13 protein-coding genes and 2 tRNA genes are annotated in these 14,418 nt (G+C 69.3%); 11 read left to right on the top strand and 4 right to left on the bottom strand.

Annotated features, from left to right (window positions below):
• Nucleotides 1–271: 271 nt before the first annotated feature.
• Nucleotides 272–1,798: a peptide deformylase gene (locus tag L3i22_RS52580; protein ID WP_221324848.1), complete on the top strand. Its 1,527-nt coding sequence runs from the start codon at nucleotides 272–274 to the stop codon at nucleotides 1,796–1,798.
• On the opposite strand, the gene L3i22_RS52575 is transcribed toward L3i22_RS52580, so the two are convergent.
• Nucleotides 1,792–2,904, bottom strand: coding sequence for a globin domain-containing protein (locus L3i22_RS52575; RefSeq protein WP_221324847.1), 1,113 nt, complete (start codon nucleotides 2,902–2,904; stop codon nucleotides 1,792–1,794). The genes L3i22_RS52580 and L3i22_RS52575 overlap by 7 nt on opposite strands.
• Nucleotides 2,905–3,011: 107 nt before the next feature.
• Between L3i22_RS52575 and L3i22_RS52570 the strand changes: the two genes are divergently transcribed.
• On the top strand, nucleotides 3,012–3,794 hold the full coding sequence (locus L3i22_RS52570) for a CPBP family intramembrane glutamic endopeptidase (protein ID WP_221324846.1): 783 nt from the start codon (nucleotides 3,012–3,014) through the stop codon (nucleotides 3,792–3,794).
• Here the strand turns inward: L3i22_RS52570 and L3i22_RS52565 are convergent.
• Nucleotides 3,743–4,357: a hypothetical protein gene (locus L3i22_RS52565; RefSeq protein ID WP_221324845.1), complete on the bottom strand. Its 615-nt coding sequence runs from the start codon at nucleotides 4,355–4,357 to the stop codon at nucleotides 3,743–3,745. The two genes, L3i22_RS52570 and L3i22_RS52565, sit on opposite strands and share 52 nt — an antisense overlap.
• Before the next feature lie 568 nt (nucleotides 4,358–4,925).
• On the opposite strand from L3i22_RS52565, the gene L3i22_RS52560 reads away from it, so the two are divergent.
• The 8 genes from L3i22_RS52560 (at nucleotide 4,926) to L3i22_RS52525 (ending at nucleotide 10,027) form a co-directional block, all read left to right on the top strand.
• Nucleotides 4,926–5,016 (top strand) — tRNA-Ser (locus L3i22_RS52560).
• Nucleotides 5,017–5,055: 39 nt separating this feature from the next.
• Nucleotides 5,056–5,128: transfer RNA gene (locus tag L3i22_RS52555), tRNA-Arg, on the top strand.
• A 100-nt stretch (nucleotides 5,129–5,228) separates the two neighbouring features.
• Complete coding sequence (locus tag L3i22_RS52550; RefSeq protein WP_221324844.1) at nucleotides 5,229–5,555, top strand: hypothetical protein; 327 nt, start codon at nucleotides 5,229–5,231, stop codon at nucleotides 5,553–5,555.
• A gap of 243 nt (nucleotides 5,556–5,798) precedes the next feature.
• On the top strand, nucleotides 5,799–7,265 hold the full coding sequence (locus tag L3i22_RS52545) for a calcium-binding protein (protein WP_221324843.1): 1,467 nt from the start codon (nucleotides 5,799–5,801) through the stop codon (nucleotides 7,263–7,265).
• A gap of 179 nt (nucleotides 7,266–7,444) precedes the next feature.
• A complete protein-coding gene (locus L3i22_RS52540; protein WP_255657808.1) occupies nucleotides 7,445–7,924 on the top strand; it encodes a sigma-70 family RNA polymerase sigma factor in 480 nt (159 codons plus the stop codon).
• Nucleotides 7,925–7,934: 10 nt separating this feature from the next.
• Nucleotides 7,935–8,567 carry a hypothetical protein gene (locus L3i22_RS52535; RefSeq protein WP_221324841.1) on the top strand — a complete coding sequence of 211 codons (633 nt, stop codon included), beginning with the start codon at nucleotides 7,935–7,937 and terminating at the stop codon, nucleotides 8,565–8,567.
• A 159-nt stretch (nucleotides 8,568–8,726) separates the two neighbouring features.
• A complete protein-coding gene (locus L3i22_RS52530; RefSeq protein WP_221324840.1) occupies nucleotides 8,727–9,281 on the top strand; it encodes an RNA polymerase sigma factor in 555 nt (184 codons plus the stop codon).
• Nucleotides 9,266–10,027, top strand: a complete 762-nt coding sequence (locus L3i22_RS52525) for a hypothetical protein (protein WP_221324839.1) — start codon at nucleotides 9,266–9,268, stop codon at nucleotides 10,025–10,027. Before L3i22_RS52530 ends, L3i22_RS52525 begins: the two co-directional genes overlap by 16 nt.
• Before the next feature lie 57 nt (nucleotides 10,028–10,084).
• On the opposite strand, the gene L3i22_RS52520 is transcribed toward L3i22_RS52525, so the two are convergent.
• A complete protein-coding gene (locus L3i22_RS52520) occupies nucleotides 10,085–11,269 on the bottom strand; it encodes an Ig-like domain-containing protein (RefSeq protein ID WP_221324838.1) in 1,185 nt (394 codons plus the stop codon).
• A gap of 175 nt (nucleotides 11,270–11,444) precedes the next feature.
• On the opposite strand from L3i22_RS52520, the gene eno reads away from it, so the two are divergent.
• Nucleotides 11,445–12,704 (top strand): phosphopyruvate hydratase, encoded by a 1,260-nt coding sequence (eno, locus tag L3i22_RS52515; protein ID WP_221324837.1) that lies wholly within the window; start codon nucleotides 11,445–11,447, stop codon nucleotides 12,702–12,704.
• A gap of 45 nt (nucleotides 12,705–12,749) precedes the next feature.
• Here the strand turns inward: eno and L3i22_RS52510 are convergent, their stop codons facing one another.
• A complete protein-coding gene (locus tag L3i22_RS52510) occupies nucleotides 12,750–14,351 on the bottom strand; it encodes a beta-1,3-glucanase family protein (RefSeq protein WP_221324836.1) in 1,602 nt (533 codons plus the stop codon).
• Nucleotides 14,352–14,418 lie beyond the last annotated feature (67 nt).

Here is a 14,418-nt window from a genome sequence, read left to right as displayed (position 1 = left end):
GTTCCAGGGTGACGGTCACGCGTTCACCAGCTTCTCCACCTAACCGCATCCATGCAGCGCCTCAAGGCGACCGAGCGTACTCGGTTAAGGGTAGCCTAACCAACACCTCGAGCCGGGATCTTTCGGGCGAATACCCTCTGCAAGGATTACCTAACGTAGCGTGGCAATGTTGCCGGTTTTGTCAAGATACCTGTCGGCAACGCGCTACTAGCCCCATCCGGACACCCGACGCCGTGACACTGAGAGTGCCGTCGCGAAGGGGACATCCGTGATGACCACCTCGCCCATTGACCGGGCCGCAGATCAGTTCGTCTCGGCGCTTGCGCAATGGCGGGTCGAGCGCGGAATGACGAAGAAGCAGCTGGCCGCGCGGATGGGTTTCGACCCCTCCTACGTCAGCCACGTCGAGGGGCGTCGCCACAAGCCGACCGAGGACTTCGCCCGCCGGGCCGAGGCGGTGCTGGGTGCCGGTGGTGCGATCTGGCAGCGCTTCCAGGAGTACGACGAGCTCCGGCACGCCCGCGGGGCGATGCACCGGGACCCACCGGTCCCGGCCCAATGGCTGCCGCCGGGCACCGGCCTGGTGGTCGAACGCGAGGTCGCCGAGCTGGCGTACATCGGCGGGGGCTACCGGTGCCGGGTGAGCCGGTCGCTCTACAACGCCGGCGTCGAGGCGGTGACCCGCTACCTCGTCAAGATCGCCGTCGACCGGTACCCGAACGACCCGCCCGGCTCCAACCGGCACCACCGGGAGCACCCGCTGACGTTCGACGACATGGACGTGCACGCGGTGGCCGGCGAGGGCGACGCGGCCGAGCCGATGCAGTGGCGGGTCAAGCTCGACCGGGACGCGGCCAAGGAGATCTGGCTGCTGTTCGCGAACGACCGGGGCCAGTTCCCGCTCTACCCCGGCGAGCGGACCACGATCGAGTACGCGTACACGGTCGGCGAGGAGAAGTGGGGCCAGTGGTTCCAGCGCGCCGTGCGGCTGCCCACCCGCTCGCTCACCGTGCGCCTGAACTTCCCGGAGCACTTCGAACCCCAGGTCTGGGGCGTCGAGGTCTCGCTGAACGCGGAAGTCCCGGTGCGCAGTCCCCTGGAACGCCGCAACGAGGGAGGTCGCGCCATCTTCGAGTGGTCCACCGATCAGCCTTTGTTGAACGCCCGGTACCGCCTGGAGTGGCGGTTCCGTGGCGCCGACGCGCCGCAATTCGACGAACTCGCGCCCTCCGAGCCGGTCCTGCCACGGGCCTCGCACCGGATGCGCGGCATCGGCATCATCCAGCGCGGGTCCGACCTGCTCCGGCAGCGGGCCCGGCACTTCCAGCTGCCCCGGGAGGCGCCGGCCGCCCGGGAGACCGTCACCCGGCTGCTCACCTCGCTCGCCCAGCTCGAGGACCTGCACGAGTTCAGCAAGGGGGTCGGGCTGGCCGCGCCGCAGATCGGGATCCCGGTGGCGGCCGCCGTGGTCCGCCCGCCGGAACGCGAGCTCGACCCGGTCGTGCTGCTCAACCCGCGGGTGGTCGCCGAGTCCCGGGAGTGCGACGAGCAGTACGAGGGCTGTCTGTCCTTCTTCGACTACCGCGGCCTGGTCGCCCGGCCGTTACGGATCGAGGTGGAGCACGCCCGGTTCGACGGGACCCGGGTGGTGACCGCCTTCGAGCGGGCCCTGGCCCGGCTGGTCAGCCACGAGATCGACCATCTCGAGGGCCGGTTGTACGTGGATCGGATGGACCCGGACGCCAAGTTGGTCCCGATCGCGCAGTACCAGCAGACCGGTCGCCCCTGGGACTACTGATCGTTGAAGCTGTCGTACTTTATCCGGACCGACGGGACCTGCAGCTCGGCCAGCTTCTTCAGGGTCGTCTTCACCATGGAGCCCGAGCCGGAGACGAAGAAGTCGTGCTCGTTCCACGGGCCGTACCGGGCCACCACCTCCGCGATGTCACCCTGCTCGCCGGCGAACCCCGGGTCGTCGCTGCACGCGGTCACCACCGAGAGCCAGGGATAGCGGGCGGCCAGCCGGTTCAGATCGGCCAGGTCGTACAGGTCCTCGCGGTTCTTCGCGCCGAAGAAGACGTGCACCCAGCGGGTCCGGTTGTACCGGGTCAGCTCTTCCAGCAGCGACTTGATCGGAGCCAGGCCAGTGCCACCGGCGACGAACACGGCGTCCCGGGTCGATCTTCGGTCCAGGGTCATCGAGCCCATCGGGGCGGCCAGCTTGATCATGTCGCCGACCCGCAGCTTGCGGACCAGGGCGCTGGACACCCAGCCTGCACCCACCGCCCGGACGTGGAAGTCCAGCGTGTTGTCCCGGCGCGGGGCGTTCGCCGGGGAGTACGTACGCCACAGCCGGGGCTGGTAGCGGGTCGCCTCCAGGCTCAGGTACTGCCCGGCCCGGTACTCCAGCGGCTGCAGCGGCAGCACGGTGAAGACCGCGATGTCCCGGGACCGGCGCTCGTGCGCGACGACCTCGCCGTACCAGTACGGCGGATTCTGATCGGCCTCCGCGCCGGCCAGCATCTTCGCGGCGATCACCGCGTACGCGTCGGCCCACGCCTGGTCGTACTCGACGCCCCACTGCTCGCCCGCGAAGGACCGCATCGCCTCGATCAACGCCCCGCCCACCACCTCGTAGTGTTCCGGCACCACATGGAACTTCCGATGGTCCCGCCCGAGCGAACGCAGGTAGTCCTCGAACTTCTCGGGATCCTCCAGGGTCTGCACCGAGGTCACGATCGCGTTCAGCAACCGGGTCCGCTGCACGTCCATGTGGACCGGGAAGAGCTCGCGCAGGTCCGGGTGCGAGAGGAACAACCGGGCGTAGAAGTAGCCGGCCACCTTGTCCTGATGCTCCTCGACGAGACTCCAGCTCTCCTTGAGCAAGCGTGCGAGGTCTCCCATGCATTCAGGGTGGTCAGCACAGTCGGGAACACGACGCACGCTCAGTGCGACTCGTCACCTACTGCTTGTCTATATGACCGATTTTGTGCCCTCGTAAAGTTGGGCGCGTGACCCTTGAGCGACAGCAGTCCACCCGATCGGCGTACCCCGTCGAGATAGCCATCGTCCTGCTGCTGTCCCTCGGACAGTCGGCGATCTGGTCGGTCGTCTCGCTGACCGCCAAGCTCACCGCGGACAAACCACTGGCGAGCCAGACCGCGACACTGAACCCGAGTTACTCGCCGCGGCCGTACCTGGACCTGACCAATCAACTGCTGAACATCTTCTTCGACCTGGTGCCGGTCGCGCTCGCCTGGTACCTGCTGCGCCGCGACGGCCTCCGGCCCGGCCGCGAGCTCGGCATCGATTACCGACGCCCCGGCTACGACCTGGGCTGGGGCGCCGGCCTGGCGGCCGGCATCGGCATTCCCGGACTGCTTCTGGTGTACGCCGCACTCCAGCTCGGATTGAGCGCACAGATCGTGCCGAGCGGGTTGAAGCCGTACTGGTGGACGGTCCCGGTTTTGATTCTCGCCGCGATCCAGAACGCGATCCTGGAGGAAGTGCTGGTCGTCGGCTATCTGATCACGCGACTGCAGCAGATCGGCCGGCTGAGCATGCCGCTGATCATCCTGTGCTCGGCGGTGCTGCGCGGGTCGTACCACCTCTACCAGGGCTTCGGCGGCTTCATCGGCAACGTGGTGATGGGCATCGTGTTCGCGCTGTTCTACCTGCGGACGAAACGGGTGATGCCGCTGATCGTGGCGCACAGCCTGCTCGACATCACCGCGTTCGTCGGCTACGACCTGCTCCCCGACTCCTGGCTCAGCTGGCTCGAATACCACCCGTAGCGGCGCTCCGCCCGGGTGGCGACCGCCTCGGCCGTGTTCCGGCCACCGAGAACGGCGCCCAGCAGGGCCGCCCCCGGCAGGTAACGGTCGGCGAGCCGCAGCGCGGCCCAGGCCGCACCGCTGCGATAACCCGGCAGGAGGACCAGGATCTCCGCTGCCCGGTCCGGGTCGCTCGGATTCAGGCCGTACGCCGCGGCCAGGTGTAGCACCAGGTCCGCGTGCGTGAGCGCGGCCGTGGCGACCAGGGCGGCCGGGGCGTACGAGCCGGACAGGGCGCTGAGCAGGGCTCGGCGCTCGGCGGCCCGGGTGAACTGGGCCGTGGCCAGGCGGGCCAGGGCCTGCGGGGTGGCGGTGGGGTAGGTGGCGCGGGTGCGGGCGGCCCAGGTGGCGGCTCGGGGGCCGAGGGTTTGGACCGCGGTGTCGGCGAGGAGTCTGGGGGCGTTGCGGGGGTCGGCGAGTAGGCGGGGCCAGAGGTCCAGGAGTAGTTGGTCCAGGGCTGGGGTTTCCGGCTTGTCCTGTACTACTACCGGGGTTTCCGCCTGTACTACTACCGGGGTTTCCACCGCTGTTGCTGCCTGCGCTTCTACGGCTGGCTTTACTTCGACGGCCGGCTTTGCTGCGGTTTTGCGGGGGCGGGGCGGCTTTGTCGGCTCGGTCACGGCTGCGGTGCTGTTCGCGGCGCTTTTCGCGGCCGGGCGGGCTCGTGGGGCCGCGACCTTTTTGGCGGGGGCTTTTGTGGCTTTCGCCACTTTCGTGGCGGGCCTCGGGACCGGGAGGACCACGGGGGGCTCCTCGTCCGTACCCGAAAGTGGGGTTGGGGTGGTCTTTGAAGGGTGACCTTCGGCACTTGCCTCGGGCTGGGGCGGTTGAAAGGTGACCGCCGGCGGTGCCCCGCGGCGCGACGGCTGAGCCGGCGGCTGCTCAGGCGCCGGGGCGCTGAAGGGGGCACGCGGATCCCGGGCACGCGGCGTCTGGTTCTCCTCCATCCTGCGCAGCGTAGTCGCAACCGCGACGTTTCGCCTGTTCGCGGCCTTCGCGGCAGATCTTCGGGAGGTTTCGGGCCGACCTCTTTGTGCGGCGCCGAACGGGTCCGGTATTCTCAGACCTCGGTGGCTGTTGCAGGTCACCGGAGGAGACTTCGCCTAGTCTGGTCTATGGCGCCGCACTGCTAATGCGGTTGGGGTTTTATAGCCCCTCCCGGGTTCGAATCCCGGAGTCTCCGCGCGAAAACCGGTGTGTATGCTGGTCGAGCACTGAACGAGCGCCCGTAGCTCAATGGATAGAGCATCTGACTACGGATCAGAAGGTTAGGGGTTCGAGTCCCTTCGGGCGCACTTTTGTGAAAGGTCCTGTGAGCTGCTGAAATAGCGGCCACGGGGCCTTTTTTTTGGGCCTGGGAAGATCGCGGTGTAGCTGCCGAGGTAAGGGGCGAGCGTGAGCGAGTACGGCTATCTGCTCTGCGTGGACTGCCGCGTCTACATCTGGCTCGGCAAGGCGATCCAGGACGACACCCGGATCATCTACTTTGCGGTGGGAAGCAAGGAGCCCAATTGGCGTCAGCCGGAGCTGGCCAAGTCGGTCTGGAAGTTCCTGGCTGATCACGTTGGTCACCCGCTGGAGTCGGTCCGGGAGTTCAGCCAGCGGTACGACCAGATGGTTGCCGACGATCCCCCCGAGGGCGAGTACTCGGAGGTCGGCGACACGTCGCACACCGGCCCCACCTTCGAGGAGTACCTGAGCGGCTGGCCGGGCAGCCGCTAGTACGAACGACAGACGGCACTCTCGGGCGAGGGTGCCGGGCCGGCCCGGTCACCGGCTGGCGCCGGCTCGATGGCCGCGGCTGGCGAGAACCATCGCAGGTCGTCACGGCCTGGACATCGATGTCGATGATGGACGGGTGCCCGACCCGGCCCAGGCCGATTCGGGGAGCGACGAAACGGGATCGTCCAAACCGTACAAGGCATCTATGATCCTGATCAGTTTCTGATTCGGGGGAGTTTTTCGATGTCCCGCTCACTCTGGCTCTCCAGGGCCGGTCTGGTCCTTCTCACCTCCACCGCCACGGTCGGCGTGCTCGCCGCGCCGGCGCAAGCGGCCACCACCGGCGTCGCGTCGGTCAGTGGCACCAAGGTGGTCTTCACCGCAGGCTCCAACAAGACGAACCGGGTCGTGATCACCCGCTCCGGGCGGACCGTCACGATCGACGACGTGGTGGCCGTCAAGCCCGGCAAGGGCTGCAAGAAGGTCGACACGTCAAAGGTCCGCTGCACGACCGGCACGACGCCGACCCGGGTCAGCGTCTCGCTCGGCGCCAAGAACGACTCGGTGGTCAACAAGTCCGACCTGTCGCTCTCCGCGTGGGGCGGGGACGGCAACGACAAGATCTACGGCGGTCCGCGCGCCGACTCGCTGACCGGCGGCGACGGCAACGATCAGATCTGGGCCCGCGCCGGCAACGATCATCTCTTCGGTGGGCTCGGTGCCGACCAGCTGCACGGCGAGGCCGGTAACGACTCCCTCGACGGCTCGGAGGGCAACGACCGGTTGTACGGTGACGCCGGCCAGGACGCGATCGACGGCGGCCCGGGGAACGACAGCGAGTACGGCGGGGCCGGCGAGGACCGGCTCTACCAGAACCCCATCCCGTACGCCTCCAGCGGCGCCGACGTGATCAGCGGCGGTAGTGGCGTCGACTTCGTCTCCTACCAGGGCCGGACCAAGGCGATCACCGCAGACCTGGACGGCGTCAAGGGTGACGACGGCCAGGCGGGCGAGCACGACACGCTGCTGGCCGACCTCGAGGGGATCGAGGGCGGCAACGGCAACGACCGGCTGACCGGCCACGCCGGGTACGACCTGCTGACCGGCGGCCCCGGCAACGACACCCTGCGCGGCCTGGGCGGCAACGACTACCTCGACGGCGGGACCGGCCAGGACCGGCTCGAGGGTGGCGACGGCAACGACACGCTGGTCGGCGACTACGACTCGGCGAGCGCTGTCGCGGACATCCTGCTCGGCGGCGCCGGCCAGGACACCGTCGACTACTTCGGCTACACCCGGCCGATCACCGTCGACCTGGACGGCGCGTCCCGGGACGACGGCCAGGCCGGCGAGCACGACACGGTCGGCTCGGACGTCGAGATGGTCGTCGGCGGCCAGGGCTCGGACCACCTGACCGGCAACGCGTCGGACAACCGGCTGTTCGGTGAGAGCGGCGACGACGTGCTCCGCGGTGGCGCCGGCAACGACCTGCTCTCCGGCGACGACGGCAACGACACGCTGTCCGGCGAGGCCGGCGACGACTGGCTGGACACCGGCGGCGGCCTCGGCACGGAGACGGACCACCTGGACGGCGGCGACAACGCCACCGACAAGGGGGACAACTGCTACGCGAGCGAGGCCGACGTCACCGTGAACTGCGAGTACTCCGAGCAGTACTGGCCTGGCCCGGTGCCGGGCGGGATCCGCTGACGGAGACGACCAAGACGCACGTCAAGAAACGGCCGTGACCTGTGAGAACAGGATCACGGCCGTTTTTCTGGTTTTCGATCCCCGCACCCCCGTCCTTGGAGACCGTGGTCGGGCCGGGCGTGGCCAAAATTCTCCGGCCGGGCGGTAAATGGATCGGGGCGCTGATGCGTAAGCCGGGTGTGGAACGAGAACGGAAGGACTTCGCGGACTTCTACCAGCGCTCCAGGGACAACTGCCTGCGCGCCGTCCTTGCTGGTACGGGGGATCGCGCGCTGGCCGAGGACCTGGTCGCGGAGGCGTTCGCCCGGGCCTGGTCGTCCTGGTCGAAGGTGAGCCGGCATCCCGCACCGGCGGCCTGGGTGGTGCGCACCGCCCTGAACGTCCGGGTGTCGTGGTGGCGCCGGCGTCGGCGTGAGGTCGCGCTCGACGGCCATGACCAGCGGCTCGGCGAGGTGAGCTCAGGTGCGGACGCGTCCCTGCTCGCCGCCGTCCGGTCGCTGCCGCGCCGGCAACGCGAGGTGGTGGTCCTGCGCATCTGGCTGGACCTCGACACGCGAACGGTCGCCGAAGAACTGGGGATCGCCGCCCCGACGGTAGCTGTCCATCTGTCTCGTGCCATCGCCACTCTGCGGGCGCAGTTGACGCCCGTAGCCAGCTAGGGAATTGATCATGAACGACGATGAGGTGTTGAACGCCGTGAAGCAGACCCTTTCTGACGTGCAGATGGACCGCCCGGTCGAAGCGATCGAGGAGCGTGGCCGGACCCGGCGGCGCAACCGCAACCTGTTCGGCGCGGTGGCCGGTGGCGGACTCGCCGCCGTGGCCGCGCTCGCGGTCGCGTTCTCCGGAGGCCAGTCCGGCACCACCACCCCCACCACCACCCAGCCGCTCGCCGACGGCGGCACCGCGACCAGCGCACCGGCCATGGAGACGGTCGGATTCACCCTGGCCAAGGCGACCGACGGCTCGGTGAAGGTCACCCTCGACCCGAAGAAGCTGCTGGACCCCACGGTCCTGGAGAAGGCCCTGGCCGGCGCGGGCATCCCGGCCGTCGTCAAGTCCGGCGTGCTCTGTGAGCCGAAGGGCGCGGAGCTCCCCGAGTCCGACAAGGTCTTCCAGGTCAAGCAGGTGCTGACCGGCGGATCTTCCCGGTACGACCTGGTCATCAACCCGACGGTGATGCCCAAGGGCAGCGAGGTCTACTTCAGCGTCTTCTCGGTGACCGGCAGCGGCGACTTCAACAAGTTCGGCAAGTCCCTGGTCACCAAGGGCGCCCCGATGAACTGCCGCAAGATCGGCTGACCCGGTTCCGGTGACGGGCCTGTCCGCGGATTCGCGGACAGGCCCTTGTCATGTCCGGACAAACTGCCGATCAAGACCGACAAGAAAATTTGGTACGGGGTGTGACACGTGCCGCCGGGCCGGACAGGTGTGGGGCATGGACTACCAAGGAGTACGCAGATGAGGCGCGCGGAGGACGCGGAACGGTTCCGGGCGCTGCACCGGGACACGTTCGCCGACCTTCTGCGGTTCGTCGAGCGGCGCGTCCCGCCCGACGAGGCGGAGGACGTCGTCTCGACGGTCTTCATGACCGCGTGGCGGCGGCTCGACGAGCTGCCCGAGGACACCCGGCCGTGGCTGTTCGCGGTCGCCCGGAAGACCATGGCGAATCAGACCCGTGGGTGGCTGCGGCGCCGCGCCCTCGACGTCCGGCTCATGCGGGTCGAGGTCCAGCACGCGCCGGACGGCGCCGGTGCGGCCGCGGACCGGGTCGACCTGGCCGCGGCCTGGCGGTCGCTGAGTGCCGCGGACCGTGAGGTGCTCGCGCTGGTCGCCTTCGACGGACTGACCGCCGAGCAGGCGGCGACCGTGCTGGGCTGCCGGCGGTCGACGTTCGCGATGCGGCTGTCCCGCGCCCGGACCCGGCTGCAGACCGCCCTCGACCCCGGTGGCACCGCCTCCACCGCCTCTTTCTCCTCCGTTTTCAAGGAGCAGCAGTCATGGACGAACGCATGAACGACCTGCGGAGCCTCGCCGTGCTCGACCCGGCCCGGGGGCGCGAGCCCAGTGCCATGGAATGGACCCGCTCGCAGGCCGCCGTGGAGCGGATGATGACCGCCGGACAGCCGGCCCGGCTGTCCCGTCGCCGCTGGCTGCTCGCCGGGGCCGCGGCCGCCGTGGCCGGTGTCGTGGGGGCGGTCGTGGTGCCGGCCCTGATCCCCGGCGCGGCCGAGGAAGCGGTGGCGTCCTGGACGGCCGCGCCCACCTCCCGGACCGGTGACCAGGTGCTGCCGCAGGCCCGGGAGTGCGCCGGCAACCAGGTCGGCGGCGGCGCGACGACCGCTGACCCGGCCGACGTGCTGCTGGCCGAGCAGCGCGGTAGGGCCACTCTGCTGATCATGCGCAAGGGGGACGCCGTCATCGAGTGTCTCGCCGCCGGCGCCGACCAGTTCGCGTCGATGGGCCTGACCGACGCGACGTCGAAGCCGCCGGCCCCGGCCCCGAACGGGGTCACCCTGGAGACGATGAGCTCGCTGGGTTCCGGCCGCGGCATGTGGTCCAACATCGTCGGCCTGGCCGGTCCCGGGGTCACCGGCGTCGAGGTCCGGCTGGACCGCGGCAAGGTCTTCCAGGCCAGCGTGAAGGCGGGTTGGTGGGCCGCCTGGTGGCCGGGCGCGGAGGGCGGCGAGGTCGACAAGCTGACGGTCGTCGTGCACACCGCCGCCGGGACGACCACCCACCGCCCGTCCGAGCTGCCGTAACCGTCCCGATGCGCCGCGCGGGACCGGGGTCCCGGACGCGGCGCATCGGTGTGCGGGCTAGCGCTTGTAGGTTCGCGTCGTGGTGTCGCGGACGTTGCCGGCCCGGTCGTAGGCGCGGATTCGTACCGTAAATTTCTTGCCGTATTTCTTCGGGTCGATCACGAAGGAGTAGCTCGCGGCGGTGTCGGTCTTGACGACCTTGCCGTTGACCAGCAGTTGCACCTTGGCGATGCCGTAGGTGTCGCTCGCCTTCGCGAGGACCGCGAACTTCTTCCCGACCTTCGCCTGGTTCTTCGGCGCTTTGCCGATCGACACCGTGGGCGCCCGGTTGTCGACGATCAGGGACCGGCTCAGGACCGCCTCGTTGCCGGCCGCGTCGAAGGCGTGCCAGCCGAGCGTGTACTTCCCGTCCGGAACCTCGCGGCTGTTGATGGCGACCGTGCGGGAGTTCTCCCGGCCGTACGAGCGGAAGTGCGTCGGGGTGTCGAGCGAGGCCTCGAAGGCGATGAACGGGCTGGTGTCCCGGTAGCCGCTCAGCGAGACGGTGAAGCTGCCCCGGACCACGCTGCCGGCGGTGGTGCTGCCGGTGATCACCGGGCGGTCGTTGTCGACGATGACCGTCCTGGTCAGGGCGGTCACGTTGCCGACCTTGTCCCGGACGCGAACCGTCATGCTGGTGGGGCCGTTCGGAACCGCCACGTTCCAGGGCAGGTCGAGGTTGCCGCCGTCGGCGAGGTTCTTCGACGAGACCACCTCGCCGTTGACGATCAGCTCGGAGCCGATGACGAAGACGTCGTCGTTCGCGTCCACGGCGAGTTCACCGCCCTGGCCGATGTAACCGTTCTGCCGGGGGAACCCGACGGTCAGGTCGGTCGGCGCGTTGTTGTCGACGTTGACATGGACGCCGTCCGTCGTGACCGAACCGCTCGCCGTGGTGGCCCGGGTGCTCAGGAGCAGCAGACCGTCGAAACCGGTGGTGTCCCAGTCGATGCCCCAGGGCGCGGCGGTGTCCGTGCCGACCTCCTTGCCGTCGGCGAACAGGGTCAGGCTGGTGACCGCGGCCAGGTCCTCGCCCGGTTGCGTCTCGAAGGTCACCGGCGTGACGCCACCGACCCAGTATTGCGAGGTGAACGCGTAGACCTTCGGCGCCGCGGTGGCGGCGAAGGCCGGTGAGGTGGTGATGAGTGAGGCGACCAGTGCGGCCGCGGTGACGAATCCGGTGTGCCGGAGTGCGAGAGTCAAGACATCCCCCAAGATCACTGCGACGGCAGCCTATAGCAGCTCTGATCGGGAGAGTCGGGGACTCTAGACCCGTACCTCGGGGTGCGGGTCAACGCGATCCTTGTCGCGGTGACAGGGCGGCCCGTGGGCGGCCAGGCTGGTCCCGGCCAGTGACGACGGGACCAGGGAGTTGGCGATGACGGCTATCAGCCGGGTGATCGGGCGGCAGATCCTCGACAGCCGGGGCAACCCGAGTGTCGAGGTCGATGTGGTGCTGGTGGACGGCTCGTTCGGGCGGGCGGCGGTGCCGTCCGGCGCGTCGACGGGGGCGAACGAGGCGGTCGAGCTGCGTGACGGTGACCCGGAGCGGTTCCACGGCAAGGGGGTCAGTCGGGCGGTCGCGGCGGTCAACGGGGCGATCGCCGCCGCGGTGACCGGGCTGGACGCCGAGGAGCAGGGGCTGATCGACACGACGATGATCGAGCTGGACGGGACCAAGGACAAGGGCAGGCTCGGTGCCAACGCGATCCTCGGGGTGTCCCTGGCGACGGTGAAGGCGGCGGCTCAGGCCCACCGGCTGCCGCTCTACCGCTACGTCGGTGGGGTCGGGGAGCGACCACTGCCGGTGCCGATGATGAACATCATCAACGGCGGGGCGCACGCCGACAACCCGCTCGATTTCCAGGAGTTCATGATCGCGCCGGTCGGGGCGGCGAGCTTCTTCGAGGCCGTACGGATGGGATCCGAGGTTTTTCATACCCTGCGGGGGCAGCTGGCCGCGGCCGGGCACAGCACCAACGTGGGTGACGAGGGCGGGTTCGCGCCGAACTTCGGGGACGCCGACGAGGCGCTGCGGTTCGTGGTGCGGGCGATCGAGGACTCCGGTTACCGGCCCGGTGTCGACATCACCGTCTGTCTCGACCCGGCCAGCTCGGAGTTCTTCCGTGACGGGGTCTACCGGTACTCCGGGGAGGGGCGCACCCGGACCGTCGACGAGCACATCGCCTACCTGCTGGACCTGGCCGGGCGGTACCCGATCAGCTCGATCGAGGACCCGATGGCCGAGGACGACTTCGCCGGCTGGAAGAAGCTCACCGCGCAGGCCGGCGACCGGCTCCAGCTGGTCGGCGACGACGTGTTCTGCACCGACGCCGACCGGCTGCGCGGTGGCATCGAGGGCGGCTACGCGAACGCGATCCTGGTGAAGGTCAACCAGATCGGCACGCTGACCGAGACCTTGCGTACGGTCGACACCGCGCACCGGGCGGGCTACCGGGTGGTGATGTCGCACCGCTCCGGCGAGACCGAGGACACCACGATCGCGGACCTGGCCGTCGCCACCGGATGCGGGCAGATCAAGACCGGGTCGCTGTCGCGCAGTGACCGGACCGCCAAGTACAACCAGCTCATCCGGATCGAGGAGGAGCTCGGCCGGTCGGCGCGCTACGGGAACTGAAACGCGATCCCCGGACACCCCCGAGGGTGTCCGGGGACCCGGCGGTCAGGACTTGGCGAACTTCTGGGCGGCGGTCCCGTTGCAGTCCCAGATCTGCAGGCGGGTGCCGTTGGCGGTGTTGCCGGACGGCGTGTCGATACACCGGCCGGACTGCGGGTTGCTGATGCTGCCGTTGCTGTTGGCGATCCACGTCTGCGCCGCGTTGCCGGTGCAGTTGTGCAGCTGCAGCACGCTGCCGTTGGCGGTGCCGCCGCCGGCGATGTCCAGGCACATCCCGAGCGTGGTCAGCGACTGGCCGGTCCACGCCCAGTGCTGGTCGACGGCGTAGGACTGGCAGTCCCACAGCTGCACGGCGGCGCCGTCACCGCCGATGTCGTCGCCGGCCACGTCGACGCACTTGCCGCCGGGCGCGGCGATGGTGGTGGCGCCGGTGCTGCCGCCGCCACCTCCGGTGCCGCCGGTGAACGGCGAGAGGGTGACTCCGGCCGACGAGGGATTGTTCGAATAGACCAGAGACTCTTGATTTTGTACGTCGTCAAACGCGAACGCGTAAGCCTTCCCGTCCGCCATGTTCGCGTGGATGATCCGCGCGTACTGGTTCGTCGGGCTGTTCTTGTAGAAGTCGGCCGCCGAGCCACCGGGCTGCGTGTCGATGGTGCCGAGCGTGCCCCGGTTCAGCGCCGCGCACAGAGTGCGCGCGATCGGGCCGACGACCAGGTCGTTCGGGGCGGCGAGGTTGCCGTCACAGCCCCAGACGTTCGCACTGGACGGCTTGTTGAACGACGCGACCTGCGCACCCGACGTGTTGGTGAAGGTCATCGTGTTGCCCGACGTACGTCCGAGGAATTTGGTGTTGGGTTGGTCGCCGAACGGAACGACGGTGAGCGTCTTGCTCGCGTAGGCGTTCCAGGCCGAGCTGATGTACGAGTCGAGGTACGTGCTGCTGAGCAGCCCCGCACCGGCGGCCTTGCCCGGCGAGAGCACCCGCAGCACGGTCCCGTCCGAGCGGGTGACCACGGTGTTCGCCCAGCCGGACTGCGCCTTGATCTGGTCGATGACGTTCTGCCGGCCGTTGGCGACGACCGCGCCGGTGCTCTTCGTGCCGTCGCTGCCGGAGACGGTGACCACGTGCGGGACCGCGAACATGTCCACCTGCGAGCTGTTCAGCCACAGGCCGGAGTCGTTGTAGGTGAACTCGCTCCAGTCGAACAGGATGTCGTGGTTGGGGTCGCCGGACGCCCACGGCGCGGGCTGGACCAGGCCGTCCGGGGTGAGGAAGAACTTCAGCTTCGCGCCGAGGGACATGTACATCCGGCCGGAGAAGTTGCGCGGCAACTGGACGGTGGTGCTGCCGCCGTTGCCCGGTCCGCCGATGGCGACGTCCGGCGCGGGGGACGGCGGGAGCGAGCCGGCCGGCCAGGCGTTGAACGTGCCGCCGGCGGTGACGTACCCGAGCCGGCCGGTGTTCAGGTTGACGCCGATGACGTAGAGGTAGACGGCGTCGCCGCGCCCGGTGCTGTTACTCACCGTGAACGGCAGCAGGTTTGGGCCGACGGCCTGGGCGGCCGGCGCGGCGACGGCCGCACCGATCGGGATCGCCGCGACGAGCGCGGCGAGCGCGCTCAGCAGCCTGGTTCGGGTGGACATGGGGACTCCTCGGGGTGCGGTGGAGGACGTGCCCGCTGAGGTCTCGGAGCTGTCGGGGGGAGCGACG

This window comes from Actinoplanes sp. L3-i22 (genome assembly GCF_019704555.1).
Classification (GTDB): Bacteria; Actinomycetota; Actinomycetes; order Mycobacteriales; family Micromonosporaceae; genus Actinoplanes.
The sequence above is the reverse complement of the archived record's forward strand: the minus strand, read 5'-3'. Positions and strand labels throughout refer to the sequence as shown.

What these genes read in the sequence shown, in the direction of transcription:
- L3i22_RS52510 (WP_221324836.1), bottom strand. Translation starts at nt 14,351, where the DNA reads ATGTCCACCCGAACCAGGCTGCTGAGCGCGCTCGCCGCGCTCGTCGCG.
- L3i22_RS52535 (WP_221324841.1), top strand. Translation starts at nt 7,935, where the DNA reads ATGAACGACGATGAGGTGTTGAACGCCGTGAAGCAGACCCTTTCTGAC.
- L3i22_RS52525 (WP_221324839.1), top strand. Translation starts at nt 9,266, where the DNA reads ATGGACGAACGCATGAACGACCTGCGGAGCCTCGCCGTGCTCGACCCG.
- L3i22_RS52530 (WP_221324840.1), top strand. Translation starts at nt 8,727, where the DNA reads ATGAGGCGCGCGGAGGACGCGGAACGGTTCCGGGCGCTGCACCGGGAC.
- L3i22_RS52580 (WP_221324848.1), top strand. Translation starts at nt 272, where the DNA reads ATGACCACCTCGCCCATTGACCGGGCCGCAGATCAGTTCGTCTCGGCG.
- eno (WP_221324837.1), top strand. Translation starts at nt 11,445, where the DNA reads ATGACGGCTATCAGCCGGGTGATCGGGCGGCAGATCCTCGACAGCCGG.
- L3i22_RS52575 (WP_221324847.1), bottom strand. Translation starts at nt 2,904, where the DNA reads ATGGGAGACCTCGCACGCTTGCTCAAGGAGAGCTGGAGTCTCGTCGAG.
- L3i22_RS52545 (WP_221324843.1), top strand. Translation starts at nt 5,799, where the DNA reads ATGTCCCGCTCACTCTGGCTCTCCAGGGCCGGTCTGGTCCTTCTCACC.